Genomic DNA, 18439 nt, shown 5'->3' on the forward strand with positions numbered 1-18439 from the left:
CCTAAATAGAAAATTTAATTAATTTTAAATTAAAATTTTTATTTTTATAAATTACCATATAATTTGTTGTTTATTTTTAATAACTAAATCAACAAATTGTTCATAATTTATACGTATAATTTTATTTGAAATATTTAAATCTAAACCTCTAGCTAATATATCATCATCAATAGCAAATATTAATAATTTTATTTTTTCTTTAATTTTAATTATTTTTTTCATAAATTTGCTATTACTTAATCCTGCTAATACACCATCTTGAATTAAAAGTAAATCATCATGTTTATTTAAAACTTTTAATAATAAAGAAAAATTACAGGATGATGGTGAACTAAATAAGGTATATAACATAAGAAATATAATTTATCTAACTAAAAATTCATAATTATATTATAATTAACAATATTTTTTTTCCATAATAATAAATCTATTATTTGAATAGGTACGATCCAATCATTTTTTTTATATTTTTTTATTCCTAATATTTTTAAAGATTGTGAACAAACAAAAAAATTACTAATATTACATAAATTTAAAATTTTAAAACTTACGTTATAATTTTTTAATAAGATATTTTTTGTTTGTTGATAATTTTTTATTTGTAAAATTCCATCTCCTATAAAAAATAATGCTATATCCTCAGTAAATGAGGATATAGAAATTACGGCATCGAGTCCTTCTTTTCCAAGACTATTTCCATAAGGAGATGTTGTAAATATAAATGCTATTTTATTCATTAAAATTGGACTAATCTATTACAAGTTAATATAGATTTTGCTAATGTACTTAAAGTAGTTATTTTAAATCTATTATTAATTATATTATCATCTGATTGATAATTTAATATTTTAACTTGATCATAATTGTCTTTTATTAAACCTCTTTTCTTAGCAGATGTAATACATATATACAAGTTTATATGATATTTTTTACTCAATTTTTCCCAAGAATAAATTAAATTAAATTCATCTTCATTGAATTTAACATTTTTATTAGCATTACAAACACCATCACGATAAAAAAATACACTTTGTACAAAATTCTTTTTTTTTATTACTGCATTAACAAATAAATATGCTGAATAAGAATTTTGTGTATTAAAAGGAGCTCCTGTAACTAATATGATAAAAATCATATATTTTTTTGTTTATTCATAATATTTAAGTAATTATAAAATACTCACTTATTTTCTTATTTAGATACTACTAAAGGCATAATATCTAAAAGTTCCATATCAAATATTAGAGTAGAATTAATTGGTACACCAGGAATTATTTCTGTACCATAAGCTAATTTAGGAGGTACAACTAATGTAATTTTACCACCTTTTCTAATATATTTTAATCCTTCTTGCCAACCAGGCATTACTTCTTGTAAGCTTATATATAATGGTTCTTTTATAGATGAATTATCAAATATAGTACCATCAATTAATTTTCCTTTATATTTAATAACTATTATTATATTATTATTAGTTATTTTTTTACCCTTTCCCATTTTTATAATTTTATATACTAATCCACTTTTACTTTTTTTAGCGTTTTTTTCTTTTAAAAATTTTTTAATATATTTTTTTGCTTTAATATTATTTTGCTGTGCTTGTTTTTTTGTTTCTTGTATTGTATATGCTTGTATACCATCATTATATTTTTGAAGTTGTTTATCAATTTCATCTTCAGATATTTTAACTTTTTTATCTAAAACATCAGATACACCTTTAAGAATAATTTCTTTATTTAAAATAAATTTATATTTATTTTGTGCTTGGAATGTTTTTGATAAATATTTACCAATAGAAACTCCCAAAGCATAAGACATTTTTTCTTGTTCAGTTAACAAATGAACATTTTTTTTATTGTTTTTTAAATTTAATTTCTTTTTTATAATTATTCTTTCTTTTTTTATAATAATTTTATTTTTATTTTTATTATTCCACCAAGATGTATTTTTTGATAAAAATGCATTTGTATTAGATATATTTAAACCAATAATTAATATTAACATAATAAATATTAATTTTTTTTTAGTAAAAAATCTCATTTTTGCTCCAAAGTTTTTAATAAGATTAATTTTTAAAAATTTAGAATATATTATAATTTTGATATAAATAAGATAATAAATTACCTTATTTATATAAAATATTACTTTTAATAAATAAAAAAAACAAGTTAAAAAAACATTTTTTTAAAAAAATTTAAATTAATAATTTTAACATTCTTCTTAATGGTTCTGCAGCACCCCAAAGTAATTGGTCACCAACAGAAAACATGGAAAAACAATTTTTATCTATATTTAATTTTTTTATTCTTCCTACTGGTAAGTCTAATTTACCATTAATAAAAGATGGAGTAAGAAAATTAATAGTATCATTAAAATCATTTAAAATAATTTTTACCCATTTATTATGAGAATTGATAATATTTTCAATATTATTTATAGATAAATTTTTTTTTAATTTTACTGTAAAAGATTGACTATGAGAACGTAAAGTAGCTACCCTAACACAGGTACCATCTACTGGAATAATTTGATCTAAATTTAAAATTTTATTTGTTTCAAATTGTCCTTTCCATTCTTCTTTAGTTTGTCCATTATCCATTTTTTTATCTATCCAGGGAATCACATTATTAATTAAAGGTACCTTAAAATTATCTTTAGGAAAATTAGAGGAATTCATCTTATTACTAATTTCTTTTTCTATTTCTAGAATGTTAAAAGAATCATTAATTAAATGAGATATATTTTGATATATATATTTCATTTGGTTAATAAGTTCTTGCATAAATTTAGCACCAGCACCTGACGCTGCTTGATATGTAGAAACAAAAATCCATTCGATAAGATTATTATCAAATAATCCTCCTAAAGCCATTAACATCAAACTAACAGTACAATTTCCTCCTATAAAAGTTTTAATACCCATGTTTAATTTTTGTTCTATTAGTTTTAAATTAACAGGATCTAATACAATAACAGAATTTTTTGATGTTCTTAAATTAGATGCTGCATCTAACCAATAACCACTCCAACCTATTTTTCTTAATTTATAATAAATTTTATTTGTATAATCACTACCTTGACATGTAATAATTATATCCAATTCGAATAATTTTTCTAAATTATAAGCATTTTGTAATTTTATATATTTATTTTTTAAATTTGGGAAAAGAATAGATTTTCCATATTGAGAAGTAGTAAAAAAAATAGCATTAATATTTTGAAAATCTTTTTTTTTTATCATTCTTTCAATAAGAACAGATCCTACCATACCTCTCCAACCAATAAATCCTACATCTTTCATCATCATACCTTATAAAATTATTTTATATATTTATCTAATAAAAATATTTATATGATATTATCAGTTTTTAATTTTAAAAGAATTATAAAAAATATAATTATTTTATAAATTTTAATTTATATAATTAAATAATCAATAAAAAATTAAAATTAATTTTTTTAAATATTATATTTATAAAATTTTATGTATATTCCAGTTAATTGGTTTTTGTTTATGAAAAATAAGATATTTATTTGCTTTAGAAAAATGCTTACAAAAATAAAATCCCTTATAGAATGAAAAAGGTGATGGATGAGATGAAGTTAATACTAAATTATTTTTTATTAAAAAAGATTTTTTTTTTGCATATGTTCCCCATAATAGAAATACAATATTATCATAATTTAGAGTAATTGTTTTTATTACATTATCTGTAAATTTTTCCCAACCAATATTATAATGAGATTTAGGTTTTCCTTTTATGACTGTTAAAATAGAATTTAAAAGCATTACACCTTCATTAACCCAATCTATTAAATAACCATGTTTAGGAATAATAAAATCTGGTATATCAAATTTTAATGCTTGATATATATTTTTTAATGTAGGAGGAATTTTAATATTAGGCATAACTGAAAAAGCTAAACCATTTGCTTGATTATCATTATAATATGGATCTTGTCCTAAAATAACTACTTTTATTTTATTAAAATTTATTTTTTTAAAAATATTAAAAATATATTTTTTTTTAGGATAAACAATTTTATTTTGGATAATATCCATATTAATCTTTTTTATTAATTTTATAAAATAATCTTTTTTTTTCTCTTTTTTAAAAAAATTTTTCCATATAATGTCTTTATTTTTAATCATAATATATAATAAATTTTAAGTACAAAATTAAATTATTAATAGATAAATATTATCTTATTTTTTTTATATTAAAAAAATTTTTTTCATCTTTATTTTAATATTTATTAAATATGATCTATTTATAAGGAAAATTATAAATGAAATACTATGAAATAGTATTAATGATAAACCCAGATCAAAGTGATCAAATAAATAATATAATAAAATATTATAAAAAATTTATTTTTAAACATAAAGGATCAATTTCTAGATTTGAAGATTGGGGTAGAAGACAATTATCTTATCCTATATTAAAATGGCATAAAGCACACTACATATTAATAAATATATTTTTAGATAGTAATTTAATAAAAAATATTGAAAAAAGTTTAAGAATTAATGAAAACATTATAAGATATCTTATAATAAAAACAAAAACAGAAAGAAAAGATATATCTTATATTTTAAAATCTAAAGATGAACGTCAAGAAAAAAGAGATGATGTTATAAAAACAATATAATTATATTTATGAAAACAATTAATATATGTTTTAAAAATTTTGGAGTTATTACATGATACGTTATTTTCGTCGTCGTAAATTTTGTCGTTTTACTGCAGAAGGAGTTACAGAAATTGACTATAAAGATATAAATATTTTAAAAAATTTTATTACTGAAAGTGGTAAAATTGTACCTAGTAGAATTACTGGTACTAAGGCAAAATATCAACGTCAACTTACAAAAGCCATAAAATTAGCAAGATATCTATCTTTAATATCATATACTGATCATCATAAATAAATTCGTAAGATTATTATTCTAATGTTACATATATTAAATAATCAAGAGTATTAATAATGAAAATAATTTTATTAAATGCTATTCCTGGTTTAGGAGAAAAATCACAAATTGTAGAAGTAAGACCTGGATATGCTCGTAATTTTTTAATACCTAATAATAAATGTATTTCTGCAACAAAAATTAATATTGATTTTTTGAAAAAAAAATTATTAGAAAAAAAATCTCAATTATTGAATATTTTAAATAATGCTAAATTAAGATTAGAAAAATTTAATCATATAAAAAAAATAGTAATTAAAGCAAAAGCAGGTAAAACAGGTAAATTATTTGGTTCAATAGGTAGAAATGATATTCTAAAAAAAGTTAAAGAAATAGGATTTGATATTTTAAAAAAAGAAATAAAATTACCTACAGGACATATAAAACATATAGGAGATTATAATATAATTTTTCAATTTCATAAAAAAATTTTAGTAGAAAAAATAGTTAGTATAATAAATAATTAATAAATTGACTAATCTAAAAAATTAATTATAATATATAATATTATGTAGAACATGATTATTTACAACAATATTATTTTGTGAATCCAGTCAGGTCTGGAAAGAAGCAGCTGTAGCAAATGTAATATGTGTAAAAAAATAGTCATGTTCTATTAAGTTTTTAAAATTTTAATTATATAATAAATTTTTATAATAAAATGAATTCTCATGTTTTGGCTACAAAATGGCGCCCCCAATCATTTATTGATGTTATTGGCCAAGATTCTACAGTACAAGCTATAACAAATAGTTTATCTACGAAAAAAATTCATCCTGCTTGGATATTATCAGGTAGTAGAGGTGTAGGTAAAACAACAATAGCACGTATATTTGCAATGGGATTAAGTTGTGTAAAAGGCATAACAAAAAATCCATGTGGTTTATGTGAAATTTGTATTTCTATAAAAAAAAATTCTTTTTTAGATTTAATTGAATTAGATTCTGCATCTAAAACTAAAGTAGAAGATATTAGAGAAATACTAGAAACAATTTATTATCCTCCTGTCAAAGGAAGATATAAAATATATATTTTTGATGAATTTCATATGTTATCAAAACATAGTTTTAATGCATTACTAAAAGTTTTAGAAGAACCCCCAAAATATATAAAGTTTATTTTTGCAACAACAGAACTAAAAAAAATACCTATAACTATTAAATCTAGATGTTTACAATTTCATTTACAATTAATTGAAGAAAATTTAATTTTTAGTCAATTAAAAAAAATTTTGAATAAAGAAAAATTTCAATATGATATAGAAGCTATAAATATTATAGCAAAAACAGCTAATGGAAGTATGCGTGATGCATTAAGTTTAACAAATCAATTAATATCTATGGGTTCATTAAATATCAATAATGTTTCTTTAATGTTGGGATTAGTTGAAAAAAAATATTTACTTTTACTATTATATAATTTAAAAAATAAAAAAAATAATTTAATTTTAAATTTAATTAATAAAATATCTATTTTTAATATTAATTGGGAAAATATAATAGTAGAAATAATGATTTTAATACATAATATATTAAAAATTAAAATTTTAAATAAAAATTCTCAATATTTTTTAAAAAATTTAGATTTTAATAATTTAAGATTTTATGAAAAAATTTATAAAAATTATTCAGAACAAGAATTAAAAATTTTATATAAATTTTTTAGTACAGGAAAAAAAAATTTATATCTTTCCCCGAGTCCTAAAATAGGATTTGAAATGATTATATTAGAAATCATAATCTATTTTAATTAAAAAATAATATTTTAATTTAAAATAATAAATAAATAAATTAACATTAAGATTTTAATTTTTAAAATATTCAAAAATAATATTGAATTTTTATAAATAAAAATATATATATTTTACGTTAAAATATAAATAAGAGAGAAATAATTATGCAAAAAAAAGAAACTTTAAATTTTCAATCTGAAGTAAAACAATTATTACATTTAATGATTCATTCTCTTTATTCAAATAAAGAAATATTTTTAAGAGAATTAATATCTAATGCTTCTGATGCTATTGAAAAATTAAAATTTAAAACTTTATCTAATCCTGATTTATATGAAAATAATTCAATATTAAAAGTACAAATTTCTATAAATAAAGAAAAAAGATTAATTATTATTAGTGATAATGGTATTGGTATGACTCGTGAAGAAGTTATTAGAAATTTAGGTACAATAGCAAAATCTGGAACTAAAGATTTTATTAAATCTTTAAATTTATCTTTAAATACAAAATCAGAAAAAACTTCAGAATTAATAGGTCAATTTGGTGTTGGATTTTATTCTGCTTTTATAGTTTCTAATAAAGTTTCTGTTAAAACAAGATTAGCCGGGAAACCTATTAATCAAGGAGTATTTTGGGAATCTACAGGAGAAGGTAATTATCAAATTTCAAATATAAATAAAGAATTTCGAGGAACAGAAGTAATTTTACATATTCGTTCTAAAAATGATGAATTTTTAGATACATGGCGTATAAAAAATATAATTAATAAATATTCAGAATATATTTCTTTACCTATAGAAATTGAAATGTATAATGAAAAAGAAAAAAAATATTATTGGGAACAAATTAATAAGGCACAAGCTCTTTGGTTACGCAATAAAAATGATATTAGTGATAAAGAATATAAAGAATTTTATAAACAGTTAACATATGATAATATTGATCCAATAGTTTGGAGTCATAATCATGTTGAAGGTAAACAAGAATATATTAGTTTATTATATATTCCTTCAAATGTTCCATGGGATATACGTAATCGTGATTATAAAAATGGATTAAAATTATATGTTCAAAGAGTTTTTATTATGGAAGATGCAGATCAATTATTACCTAAATATTTAAGATTTGTAAGAGGTTTAGTTGATTCTAATGATTTACCTTTAAATATTTCAAGAGAAATTTTACAAAAAAATAGTATTATTCATAATATGAAGATTGCATTAACAAAAAGAGTTCTTAGTATGTTAATTAATCTTACAAAAAAAAAAGATATATATAGTAATTTTTGGAAAAAATTTGGTTTAATTTTTAAAGAAGGACCTGCTGAAGATATAAAAAATAAAGATATTATTGTTAAATTATTACGTTTTTCATCAACATATAATAATAATGATGAACAAAATGTATCTTTAGAAGAATATATTCAAAGAATGATTAAGGGACAAAAAAAAATATATTTTTTAACATCAGATAATTATATTTCAGCAAAAAATAGTCCACATCTAGAATTTTTTTATAAAAAAGGAATTGAAGTATTATTATTAACTGAACATATTGATGAATGGATGATAAGTTATATTACAGAATTTCAAGGTAAAACATTACAATCAATTAGTAAAGAAGATGATTCATTAGATGAATTTATTAAAAAAGATTATAATTCTAATCAAAATAAAATAGAAGATGAATTTAAACCTTTTTTAGAAAAAATACAAAATTTATTAGGTAATCAAATAAAAAAAGTAAGATTAACAAATAAGTTATTAAATACACCTGCTATTGTTACTACAGATGTAAATGAAATGAGTACTCAAATGGCAAAATTATTTGTTGCTGCTGGACAAAAAATACCAGAAATTAAGTATAATTTTGAATTAAATCCTAATCATGTTTTAGTAAAAAAAATTTTAACAATAAAAGATGAAAAATATTTTTCTGAATTTATTCACTTATTATTAGAAGAAGCTATTTTAGCCGAAAAAGGTACATTAGAAAATCCACATAAATTTATTCATCGTATAAATTCTTTTTTATCTAAAATATAAATTTTTTTTTAGATAAGATAATTAAATAATAAATTTTATTATCTTATCTTTTATTTATAAAATAAATTATATTTTATTTTAAATTTATTTAATTTATATATATTTTAGGTTAAACTATTTTATAGTTAAATTTAAATATCTAAAAATCTATTAAAGTAATTATTTTTAAAATATTTTATATGAAGATATATATCTTATCTTTTTATTAAAAAAAGATAAGAATTTTATTCACAACTAAATTATTAATTTAATAAAAAAAAATGGCAGAAAAAAGAAATATATTTTTAATAGGACCCATGGGAGCTGGAAAAAGTACAATTGGACGTCATCTTGCAAATTTATTGAAAATGGAATTTTTTGATTCAGATCAAGAAATTGAACTTCGTACAGGAGCTGATATAAATTGGGTATTTGATGTAGAAGGTGAAAAAGGTTTTAGAAAACGTGAAAAAAAAATTATTAATGAAATAACTCAAAAAAAAGGAATTATATTAGCAACAGGAGGAGGATCAATTAAATCTAAAGAAAATAGAAAATTTTTATCTTCTAGAGGAATTGTAGTTTATCTTAAAACAACTATAGAAAAACAATTAAGTCGTACTAAAAGAGATAAAAAACGTCCTTTACTTAATATTGATAAACATCAATCAGCTCAAGAAATTTTAAATAATTTAGCAAAAAAAAGAAATCATTTGTATAATGAAATAGCTGATATTATAATTAAAACAGATGAACAAAGTGCAAGAATTGTAGCTAACAAACTTATTAAGTTATTAGAAAAAAATTAATTTTACTAATGTTATTATAATAAACATTAAAGGTTATTATGTATGGAAAAAACTATTTTAGTTGCAACAAAAACACATAATTATCCTATTATCATAGATTTTAATTTATTTGATACACCATTATCTTTTCCTTTTTTAAAAAAAAATGATAATGTTATGATTGTAACTAATAAAATAATTTTCTCTTTGTATTTTAAAAAAATTTGTAATCAATTAAATAATATTGGTGTTAAAATAAATTATGTTATTCTTCCTGATGGTGAAAAATATAAAACATTAGTAACAGTAAATATTATTTATACAGCATTACTACAAAATTTATATAATAGAGATACTACTCTAATTGCTTTAGGTGGAGGTGTTATTGGTGATATCACTGGATTTGCAGCATCAAGTTATCAAAGAGGAGTAAATCTTATACAAATACCTACTACTTTATTATCTCAAGTAGATTCTGCTGTAGGAGGTAAAACAGCAGTAAATCATGCTTTAGGAAAAAATATGATAGGTAGTTTTTATCAACCTAATAGTGTGATAATTAATTTAAGTTGTTTATATACTTTATCCAAAAGAGAATTTTCTGCTGGTATGGCTGAAGTTATAAAATATAGTATTATTTTTGATAAAAAATTTTTTTGTTGGTTAGAAAATAATATCTATAATTTATTTAATTTAGATAAAAAATCTATACTTTATTGTATTAGTAAATGTTGTAATTTTAAGGCTAAAGTTATTTATGAAGATGAATATGAAAAAAATAAAAGAGCATTATTAAATTTAGGACATACTTATGGACATGCTATAGAATCAAAATTAGGATATAAAAAATGGTTACATGGTGAAGCTATTTCAGTAGGAATTGTTATTGCTGCATTAACTTCAGTAGAATTAAATTTACTTGATAACAAAGAAGTAATAAGAATTATTAATTTACTCAAAAAATGTAATTTACCAGTTCAAGGACCAGTAAGTATGAATGATAAACAATATTTAAAATATATATATAGAGATAAAAAAATAAATAATAATAAAATTAATGTAATTCTTCCTATTAAAATTGGAAAAACAATTATATATAAAAATATTTCTGAAAAAATTATTTCTAATGCTATTAATAAAAATAAAAATTTAATTTTTTAGAATATTTATTCTATAATTAAATTTTATTATAATAGACTATAAAATGAAAAAATTTTTAATTGCAGCATCTATTTTATCAGCTAATTTTGCATTTTTAGGAAAGGAAATTTCTAATGTAATTAAATCGGGAGCGGATATTATTCATTTTGATGTTATGGATAATCATTATGTTCCTAATTTAACTATTGGTCCTTCAGTGTTAAAATCTTTAAGAGATTATGGTATAAAATCAATAATTGATATACATTTAATGACAAATCCTGTAGATAATTTAATAGTTGATTTTGCAAATGCAGGAGCAGATATTATTAGTTTTCATCCTGAAAATTCTCTTCATATTGATAGAAGTATTTCCTTAATAAAAGAGTATGGCTGTAAAGCAGGACTAGCATTTAATCCTTCTACTTCTTTAAATTATTTAGATTATATAATAAATAAATTAGATATAATATTAATTATGTCAGTAAATCCAGGTTTTGGAGGACAAAAATTTATAAGTTATATTTTTAATAAAATTAGAAAAGTTAAAAAAATTATTAATAAAAATCAAAAAACAATTTTATTAGAAGTTGATGGAGGAATAAATATAAATAATATTAACCAAATAGCTGTTTTAGGAGTAAATATATTTGTGATGGGTTCTGCTATTTTTAAAAGTTCATTATCATATAATAAAACAATAAAAAATATAAAAAATTCTATTAAATAAAAATTTTAAAGAAATAAATAATTATTAAAATATTTCTTAATTTACTTAAAAATAAAAAAATTATGAAAAAAAAAAAAATAGTATTTAGTGCAATTCAACCAACTGGGTTATTAACTATTGGTAATTATATTGGAGCATTAAGTCAATGGGAAAAATTACAGAAAAAATATTTTTGTATTTATTGTATAGCTGATTTACATTCTTTAACTATATATCAAAAAGATTATATTTTAAATAAAAATATACTTGATACTTTATCTATGTGTTTAGCATGTAATATTAATCCAAAAAAAAATATTATTTTTATACAATCTCATGTGCCTCAGCATTCTCAATTAAATTGGATTTTAAATTGTTTTACTAATTTCGGTTCATTAAATAGAATGAATCAATTTAAAGAGAAAAAAAAATTAAATAAACAAAATATAAATGTTGGTTTGTTTAATTATCCGATATTAATGGCTGCAGATATATTATTATATAAAACAAATAAAGTTCCTGTAGGTAAAGATCAAGTTCAACATATTGAACTTGTTAAGAGTATTGCTTATAAATTTAATAATATTTATGGAAATATTTTTAATATTCCAGAAAAAAAATTAAATGATTATGGTTCATGTGTTATGGCTTTATTAAATCCTATAAAAAAAATGTCAAAATCTGATCCTAATAAAAATAATATTATTAGTTTATTTGATAATGATATAATGGTCAGAAAAAAAATTAATAATGCTGTTACTGATTCAGATTTTCCACCTAATATTAAATATAATTTATATTATAAACCAGGTATTTCTAATTTAATTACTATATTAGCAAATATAACTGGAAAATCTATAAAAGAAATAGAACTAGATTTTATCAATAAAAATTATAATGATTTAAAAGAGTCTGTAATATATAACTTGTGTATGTTTTTAAAAAATTTAAGAAAAAAATATTATTTTTATAGAAACAATGAAATATATTTAAAAAAAATTATGTTTAATGGAGCAAAAAAAGCTGAAAAACATGCTAAAATTACATTAAATAATGTATATAATTCATTAGGACTTAATTTTTTATTATAAAATAATTAAAAAATATTTTATCTAGTTCCATAGACTACAATAGTCTTACCATGTACATAAATCAAATTACGATTTTTAAGTATTTTAAGTGTACGTCCTACTGTTTCTCTTGAACACCCAACTATTTTCCCTATTTCTTGACGGGTTATTTTAATTTGCATGCCATCTGGATGAGTAATTGCTTCTGGAGATTTAGCTAAATTTAATAAAGTTTCAGATATTCTATCAGTAACATCTAAAAAAGCTAAATTACTTATTTTTTTAAAAGCATTTTGTAATTTATTAGCAAGTTGTAAAGAAATTTTCATAAGAATATTATTATTAATTTTTATTAAGTTAAAAAAATTTTTATAAGAAATTTTTGCTAACTCACATTCTGTTTTTAATTTAACTACTGTAATTTCTTTATAAACATTATAAAAAATACCCAACTCACCAATAAAGTTACCCGAACTTAAGTAATTAAGTATAATTTCTTTACCATTCTTATTTTTAATAGAAACCATAATAATTCCTTTTAAAATATAGTATAAATTTTTAGAAATATTTCCTTGTTTAATTAAAATTATTTTAGAAGGGTATTTATTAATATGACAATAAGAAAGAAACCATTCTATAGTAGAATCTTTTTGTAACTTAAGAATCATTAGTAATTATCCTTCGATGATCTATTGTATTATTATATAAATTTTATATTTTAAAATATTTTCTATTAAAAAAATATGCTGATACCCAGAATTGAACTGGGGACCTCATTCATACCAAGAATGTGCTCTAACCTTTCTAAGCTATATCAGCTAAAATAATATTAATTTATTTTGTAAAAAATTGGAGCAGGCAGCGGGAATCGAACCCGCATTTCCAGCTTGGAAGGCTAGAGTAATACCATTATACAATACCTGCATATATATATAATATATAAAATATTTTGAAAAAATATTAAACTTTTTTATTGGTGGGAGAAGGATTTGAACCTTCGAAGTCTTAGACGACAGATTTACAGTCTGCTCCCGTTAACCACTTGGGTATCCCACCATATCATAAAAATATTTTTTAAAATAATTTTATTTTTATATAATAAAAAATTATGTTTTATGCCGGTTACCGGAATCGAACTGGTGACCTACTGATTACAAGTCAGTTGCTCTACCTACTAAGCTAAACCGGCATTTTAATATTAAAATATTTAAATTTATTTTATAATAATAAATAAATTTTTATTTAAAAATAAAAAAGTCCTAGTATTTTCCTACTCTTACATAAGGAGACCTTACACTACCATCGGCACTACAATGTTTCACTTCTGAGTTCGGAATGGATTCAGGTGGTACCATTGCGTTATTTATACCAGGACTTTCTTTATTAAAAGTATTTATTAAATTTAGTTAATATTGAAATCTAAACGATTCTGGTGTTGTAAGGTTAAGACTCACGGGTGTTTATTAGTACTGGTTAGCTTAACATATTACTATGCTTACACATCCAGCCTATCAACGTCATAGTCTTTAACGTCCCTTAAGGAATTTTTATAAATAATTAATAAAAATTCAGGGAAGATTAATCTTAAGGTAAGTTTCGCACTTATATGCTTTCAGCGCTTATCTTTTCCGTATTTAGCTACCGGGCAATGCCATTGGCATGACAACCCGAACACCAGAGATACGTTCACTCCGGTCCTCTCGTACTAGGAGCAAATCCTTTCAATCTTCCAACGCCCACGACAGATAGGGACCGAACTGTCTCACGACGTTCTAAACCCAGCTCGCGTACCACTTTAAATGGCGAACAGCCATACCCTTGGGACCTACTACAGCCCCAGGATGTGATGAGCCGACATCGAGGTGCCAAACACCGCCGTCGATATGAACTCTTGGGCGGTATTAGCCTGTTATCCCCGGAGTACCTTTTATCCGTTGAGCGATGGCCCTGTCATATAGAAACCACCGGATCACTAAGACCTGCTTTCGCATCTGTTCGAATTGTCATTCTTACAGTTAAGCCAGCTTTTGCCTTTGTACTAACCTCACGATTTCCGACCGTGATTAGCTGACCTTAGTACTCCTCCGTTACTCTTTAGGAGGAGACCGCCCCAGTCAAACTACCCACCAGACACTGTCTCTAACCCGGATAACGGGTTTAGGTTAGAATAATAAATATTAAAGGGTGGTATTTCAAGGTCGACTCAATATTAACTGGCGTTAATATTTCATAGTCTCCCACCTATCCTACACATTAATATTAATTATTCAATATCAAGCTATAGTAAAGGTTCACGGGGTCTTTCCGTCTTGCCGCGGGTATACTGCATCTTCACAGCAAATTCAATTTCACTGAGTCTCGGGTGGAGACAGTCTGACCATCATTACGCCATTCGTGCAGGTCGGAACTTACCCGACAAGGAATTTCGCTACCTTAGGACCGTTATAGTTACGGCCGCCGTTTACCGGGGCTTCGATCAAGAGCTTCTTATAAATAATAACTCCTTCAATTAACCTTCCGGCACCGGGCAGGCGTCACACCGTATACTTCCACTTACGTGTTTGCACAGTGCTGTGTTTTTAATAAACAGTTGCAGTCAGCTATTATCTTAGACTGATTTCAGCTCTAAAAGTAAATTTCTTCACCTACAATCAGCGTGCCTTCTCCCGAAGTTACGGCACTATTTTGCCTAGTTCCTTCACCCGAGTTCTCTCAAGCGCCTTAGTATTCTCTACCTGACCACCTGTGTCGGTTTAGAGTACGATTCAATATTATTTATAGCTTAGAGGCTTTTCTTGTAAGCAGGGTATCAATTACTTTGTACAATAAAGTATTTCGTCATTACGTCTCAATGTTAATAATTATTCGGATTTTCCTAAATAATTCATCTACACGCTTAAACCAAGATAACCATCACTTGGCTAATCTAACCTTCTCCGTCCCCCCTTCGCAAATAATACCAAGTACAGGAATATTAACCTGTTATCCATCGACTACGCTTTTCAGCCTCGTCTTAGGGATCGACTTACCCTACCTCGATTAACGTTGGATAGGAACCCTTAGTCTTTCGGCGAATAGGTTTTTCACCTATTTTATCGTTACTCATGTCAGCATTCGCACTTCTGATCTCTCCAATAAACTTTACAATTTATCTTCAACAATTTACAGAACGCTCCCCTACCCAATAAATAAATAAATCACTTATTGTCGCAGCTTCGGTGTATAATTTAGCCCCGTTATATCTTCCGCGCAGGATGACTAGACTAGTGAGCTATTACGCTTTCTTTAAATGATGGCTGCTTCTAAGCCAACATCCTAGCTGTTTATGCCTTCCCACTTCGTTTCCCACTTAATTATAACTTAGGGACCTTAGCTGGCGATCTGGGTTGTTTCCCTCTCCACAACGGACGTTAGCACCCGCTGTGTGTCTCCCGTGATAACATTATTCGGTATTTGAAGTTTGCATCGGATTGGTAAGTCTGGAAGACTCCCTAACCGAAACAGAGCTCTACCCCCGAATATGAATTACACGAGGCGCTACCTAAATAGCTTTCGGGGAGAACCAGCTATCTCCCGGTTTGATTGGTCTTTCACCCCTAACCACAAGTCATCCGCTAATTTTTCAACATTAGTCGGTTCGGTCCTCCAGTAAGAATTACCAAACCTTCAACCTGCTCATGGTTAGATCACCGGGTTTCGGGTCTATATCTTGCAACTAAACGCCCTTTTAAGACTCGGTTTCCCTACGGCTTCCTTATACAGTTAACCTTGCTACAAAATATAACTCGCTGACCCATTATACAAAAGGTACGCAGTCACATTTTACAAAATGCTCCTACTGCTTGTACGTATATGATTTCAGGTTCTATTTCACTCCCCTAACCGGGGTTCTTTTCACCTTTCCCTCACGGTACTAGTTCACTATCGGTCAGTCAGTAGTATTTAGTCTTAGAGGATGATCCCCCTATATTCAAACAAGATTTCACGTGTCTCGTTCTACTCTTTGAAACTATAATTATTATATTTTAACATACGGGACTATCACTCTGTATCGTATATCTTTCCAGATATTTCTGCTAATACAATAAATATGTATGTTTCTGGACTATTTCCTTTTCGCTCGCCACTACTAAGAAAATCTCTATTGATTTCTTTTCCTCAGGATACTTAGATGTTTCAGTTCTCCTGGTTTGCTTCATTATCCTATGTATTCAAATAATGATAATATATAGTTAAATATATTAGGTTTCCCCATTCGGATATCATCGACTAATAACGTTTCGAATCAACTTATCGATGCTTTTCGCAGATTAGCACGTCCTTCATCGCCTCTGACTGCCAAGGCATCCATCATATACGCTTATTTACTTAACCTTACAACCCACAATCGTTTATAAAAAATTTAATATTAACTTAGAAAAATAAATACTAAAATTTTTTTAAAAGATAATTATCTAATTTTAAAAGAACAATAAATTTATTAAAATTTAAAAAACTTTTAAGGGCACTCTTTTTTAGAGTGTACTTACTTATAGTAAAGGAGGTGATCCAACCACAGGTTCCCCTACGGTTACCTTGTTACGACTTCACCCCAGTTATGAATCACAAAGTGGTAAACGCCCTCCAAAAATGGTTAAGCAATTTACTTCTTTTACAACCCACTCCCATGGTGTGACGGGCGGTGTGTACAAGGCCCGGGAACGTATTCACCGTAGCGTTCTGATCTACGATTACTAGCGATTCCGACTTCATAGAGTCGAGTTGCAGACTCCAATCCGAACTAAGATATATTTTGTGAGATCCGCTTACTCTTACGAGGATGCTTCCCTTTGTATATACCATTGTAGCACGTGTGTAGCCCTGGTCGTAAGGGCCATGATGACTTGACGTCGTCCTCACCTTCCTCCGGTTTATCACCGGCAGTTTCCTTTGAGTTCCCAGCTAAACTGATGGCAACAAAGGACAAGGGTTGCGCTCGTTGCGGGACTTAACCCAACATTTCACAACACGAGCTGACGACAGCCATGCAGCACCTGTCTCATGGTTCCCGAAGGCACTTAAATATCTCTATTAAATTCCATGGATGTCAAGACCAGGTAAGGTTTTTCGCGTTGCATCGAATTAAACCACATGCTCCACCGCTTGTGCGGGCCCCCGTCAATTCATTTGAGTTTTAACCTTGCGGTCGTACTCCCCAGGCGGTCGACTTAACGCGTTAGCTACGAAAGTTACAAGTCAAGCTTACAACCTTCAAGTCGACATCGTTTACAGCATGGACTACCAGGGTATCTAATCCTGTTTGCTCCCCATGCTTTCGCACCTGAGCGTCAGTATTCGTCCAGGGGGTCGCCTTCGCCACTGGTATTCCTCCAGATATCTACGCATTTCACCGCTACACCTGGAATTCTACCCCCCTCTACGAAACTCAAGTTAATTAGTTTCAAATGCAGTTCCTAAGTTAAGCTTAGGGATTTCACATCTGACTTAATTAACCGCCTACGTGCTCTTTACGCCCAGTAATTCCGATTAACGCTAGCACCCTCCGTATTACCGCGGCTGCTGGCACGGAGTTAGCCGGTGCTTCTTTTCCAAGTAACGTCAAGAATAAAATATATTAGATTTTATTTTTTCTTTCTTGTTGAAAGTACTTTACAACCCGAAGGCCTTCTTCATACACGCGGCATAGCTGCATCAGGCTTTCGCCCATTGTGCAATATTCCCCACTGCTGCCTCCCGTAGGAGTCTGGACCGTGTCTCAGTTCCAGTGTGGCTGATCATCCTCTCAGACCAGCTAGAGATTGTAGCCTAGGTAGGCCTTTACCCTACCTACTAGCTAATCCCGTCTGGGTTCATCTAATGGCATGAGGTTTTATAAAAAATATAAAATCCCCCACTTTGGTCTCAACGACATTATACGGTATTAGCTATCGTTTCCAATAGTTATCCCTTTCCAAAAGGCAGATCCCCAGATATTACTCACCCGTCCGCCGCTCGCCGACAA

The 18439-nt window shown here is 25.7% G+C and carries 16 protein-coding genes, 4 tRNA genes, 3 rRNA genes and 1 other RNA gene (1 of these 24 cut by a window edge); 10 read left to right on the forward strand and 14 right to left on the reverse strand.

Annotated features, from left to right (window positions below; all coding sequences use genetic code 11):
* Positions 1 to 51 precede the first annotated feature (51 nt).
* From tusB to ung, 6 genes are all read right to left on the reverse strand, one after another.
* Positions 52 to 351, reverse strand: a complete 300-nt coding sequence (gene tusB, locus GJT89_RS01625; protein WP_168894802.1) for a sulfurtransferase complex subunit TusB — start codon at positions 349 to 351, stop codon at positions 52 to 54.
* Between the two features lie 20 nt (positions 352 to 371).
* The gene (gene tusC / locus GJT89_RS01630; RefSeq protein ID WP_168894803.1) at positions 372 to 737 is read right to left on the reverse strand and encodes a sulfurtransferase complex subunit TusC; all 366 of its coding nucleotides are present in this window, start codon (positions 735 to 737) and stop codon (positions 372 to 374) included.
* Positions 737 to 1135, reverse strand: a complete 399-nt coding sequence (tusD, locus tag GJT89_RS01635; RefSeq protein ID WP_168894804.1) for a sulfurtransferase complex subunit TusD — start codon at positions 1133 to 1135, stop codon at positions 737 to 739. The genes tusC and tusD overlap by 1 nt, the downstream gene beginning before the upstream one ends.
* A 56-nt stretch (positions 1136 to 1191) precedes the next feature.
* On the reverse strand, positions 1192 to 2040 hold the full coding sequence (gene fkpA / locus GJT89_RS01640; protein ID WP_168894805.1) for an FKBP-type peptidyl-prolyl cis-trans isomerase: 849 nt from the start codon (positions 2038 to 2040) through the stop codon (positions 1192 to 1194).
* A gap of 154 nt (positions 2041 to 2194) precedes the next feature.
* A complete protein-coding gene (asd, locus tag GJT89_RS01645; RefSeq protein ID WP_168894806.1) occupies positions 2195 to 3304 on the reverse strand; it encodes an aspartate-semialdehyde dehydrogenase in 1110 nt (369 codons plus the stop codon).
* A 168-nt stretch (positions 3305 to 3472) separates the two neighbouring features.
* Positions 3473 to 4153, reverse strand: a complete 681-nt coding sequence (gene ung / locus GJT89_RS01650) for a uracil-DNA glycosylase (protein ID WP_168894807.1) — start codon at positions 4151 to 4153, stop codon at positions 3473 to 3475.
* A gap of 137 nt (positions 4154 to 4290) precedes the next feature.
* On the opposite strand from ung, the gene rpsF reads away from it, so the two are divergent.
* From rpsF to trpS, 10 genes are all read left to right on the forward strand, one after another.
* The gene (gene rpsF / locus GJT89_RS01655) at positions 4291 to 4653 is read left to right on the forward strand and encodes a 30S ribosomal protein S6 (protein WP_168894808.1); all 363 of its coding nucleotides are present in this window, start codon (positions 4291 to 4293) and stop codon (positions 4651 to 4653) included.
* A 52-nt stretch (positions 4654 to 4705) separates the two neighbouring features.
* Positions 4706 to 4933: a 30S ribosomal protein S18 gene (rpsR, locus tag GJT89_RS01660; protein ID WP_168894809.1), complete on the forward strand. Its 228-nt coding sequence runs from the start codon at positions 4706 to 4708 to the stop codon at positions 4931 to 4933.
* A 56-nt stretch (positions 4934 to 4989) separates the two neighbouring features.
* A complete protein-coding gene (gene rplI, locus GJT89_RS01665) occupies positions 4990 to 5439 on the forward strand; it encodes a 50S ribosomal protein L9 (RefSeq protein WP_168894810.1) in 450 nt (149 codons plus the stop codon).
* Positions 5440 to 5490: 51 nt separating this feature from the next.
* Positions 5491 to 5585: signal recognition particle sRNA small type (gene ffs, locus GJT89_RS01670), an RNA gene on the forward strand.
* A gap of 48 nt (positions 5586 to 5633) precedes the next feature.
* Entirely contained in the window at positions 5634 to 6725 is a 1092-nt protein-coding gene (dnaX, locus tag GJT89_RS01675) for a DNA polymerase III subunit gamma/tau (protein ID WP_168894811.1), read from the forward strand.
* 143 nt (positions 6726 to 6868) lie between these two features.
* The gene (gene htpG / locus GJT89_RS01680; protein WP_211080458.1) at positions 6869 to 8752 is read left to right on the forward strand and encodes a molecular chaperone HtpG; all 1884 of its coding nucleotides are present in this window, start codon (positions 6869 to 6871) and stop codon (positions 8750 to 8752) included.
* 260 nt (positions 8753 to 9012) lie between these two features.
* Positions 9013 to 9540, forward strand: coding sequence for a shikimate kinase AroK (gene aroK, locus GJT89_RS01685; RefSeq protein WP_168894812.1), 528 nt, complete (start codon positions 9013 to 9015; stop codon positions 9538 to 9540).
* A 42-nt stretch (positions 9541 to 9582) separates the two neighbouring features.
* Entirely contained in the window at positions 9583 to 10680 is a 1098-nt protein-coding gene (gene aroB, locus GJT89_RS01690; protein WP_168894813.1) for a 3-dehydroquinate synthase, read from the forward strand.
* 43 nt (positions 10681 to 10723) lie between these two features.
* A complete protein-coding gene (rpe, locus tag GJT89_RS01695; RefSeq protein WP_168894814.1) occupies positions 10724 to 11389 on the forward strand; it encodes a ribulose-phosphate 3-epimerase in 666 nt (221 codons plus the stop codon).
* A 62-nt stretch (positions 11390 to 11451) separates the two neighbouring features.
* Positions 11452 to 12459, forward strand: coding sequence for a tryptophan--tRNA ligase (gene trpS / locus GJT89_RS01700; RefSeq protein ID WP_168894815.1), 1008 nt, complete (start codon positions 11452 to 11454; stop codon positions 12457 to 12459).
* A 17-nt stretch (positions 12460 to 12476) separates the two neighbouring features.
* On the opposite strand, the gene crp is transcribed toward trpS, so the two are convergent.
* The 8 genes from crp to GJT89_RS01740 form a co-directional block, all read right to left on the reverse strand.
* Complete coding sequence (gene crp, locus GJT89_RS01705; protein ID WP_168894816.1) at positions 12477 to 13106, reverse strand: cAMP-activated global transcriptional regulator CRP; 630 nt, start codon at positions 13104 to 13106, stop codon at positions 12477 to 12479.
* A 76-nt stretch (positions 13107 to 13182) separates the two neighbouring features.
* Positions 13183 to 13257: transfer RNA gene (locus GJT89_RS01710), tRNA-Thr, on the reverse strand.
* A 31-nt stretch (positions 13258 to 13288) separates the two neighbouring features.
* Positions 13289 to 13362: transfer RNA gene (locus tag GJT89_RS01715), tRNA-Gly, on the reverse strand.
* Positions 13363 to 13412: 50 nt separating this feature from the next.
* Positions 13413 to 13494, reverse strand: a tRNA-Tyr gene (locus GJT89_RS01720).
* A 60-nt stretch (positions 13495 to 13554) separates the two neighbouring features.
* Positions 13555 to 13627: transfer RNA gene (locus GJT89_RS01725), tRNA-Thr, on the reverse strand.
* Positions 13628 to 13695: 68 nt separating this feature from the next.
* Positions 13696 to 13811, reverse strand: a 5S ribosomal RNA gene (rrf, locus tag GJT89_RS01730).
* Between the two features lie 66 nt (positions 13812 to 13877).
* A 23S ribosomal RNA gene (locus GJT89_RS01735) occupies positions 13878 to 16812 on the reverse strand.
* Positions 16813 to 16974: 162 nt separating this feature from the next.
* Positions 16975 to 18439 (reverse strand): 16S ribosomal RNA (locus tag GJT89_RS01740) (it continues 177 nt past the right edge of the window).
* The 16S, 23S and 5S rRNA genes sit together here with 4 tRNA genes alongside, the layout of an rRNA operon.

Source organism: Enterobacteriaceae endosymbiont of Donacia versicolorea, from assembly GCF_012570965.1.
Classification (GTDB): Bacteria; Pseudomonadota; Gammaproteobacteria; order Enterobacterales; family Enterobacteriaceae.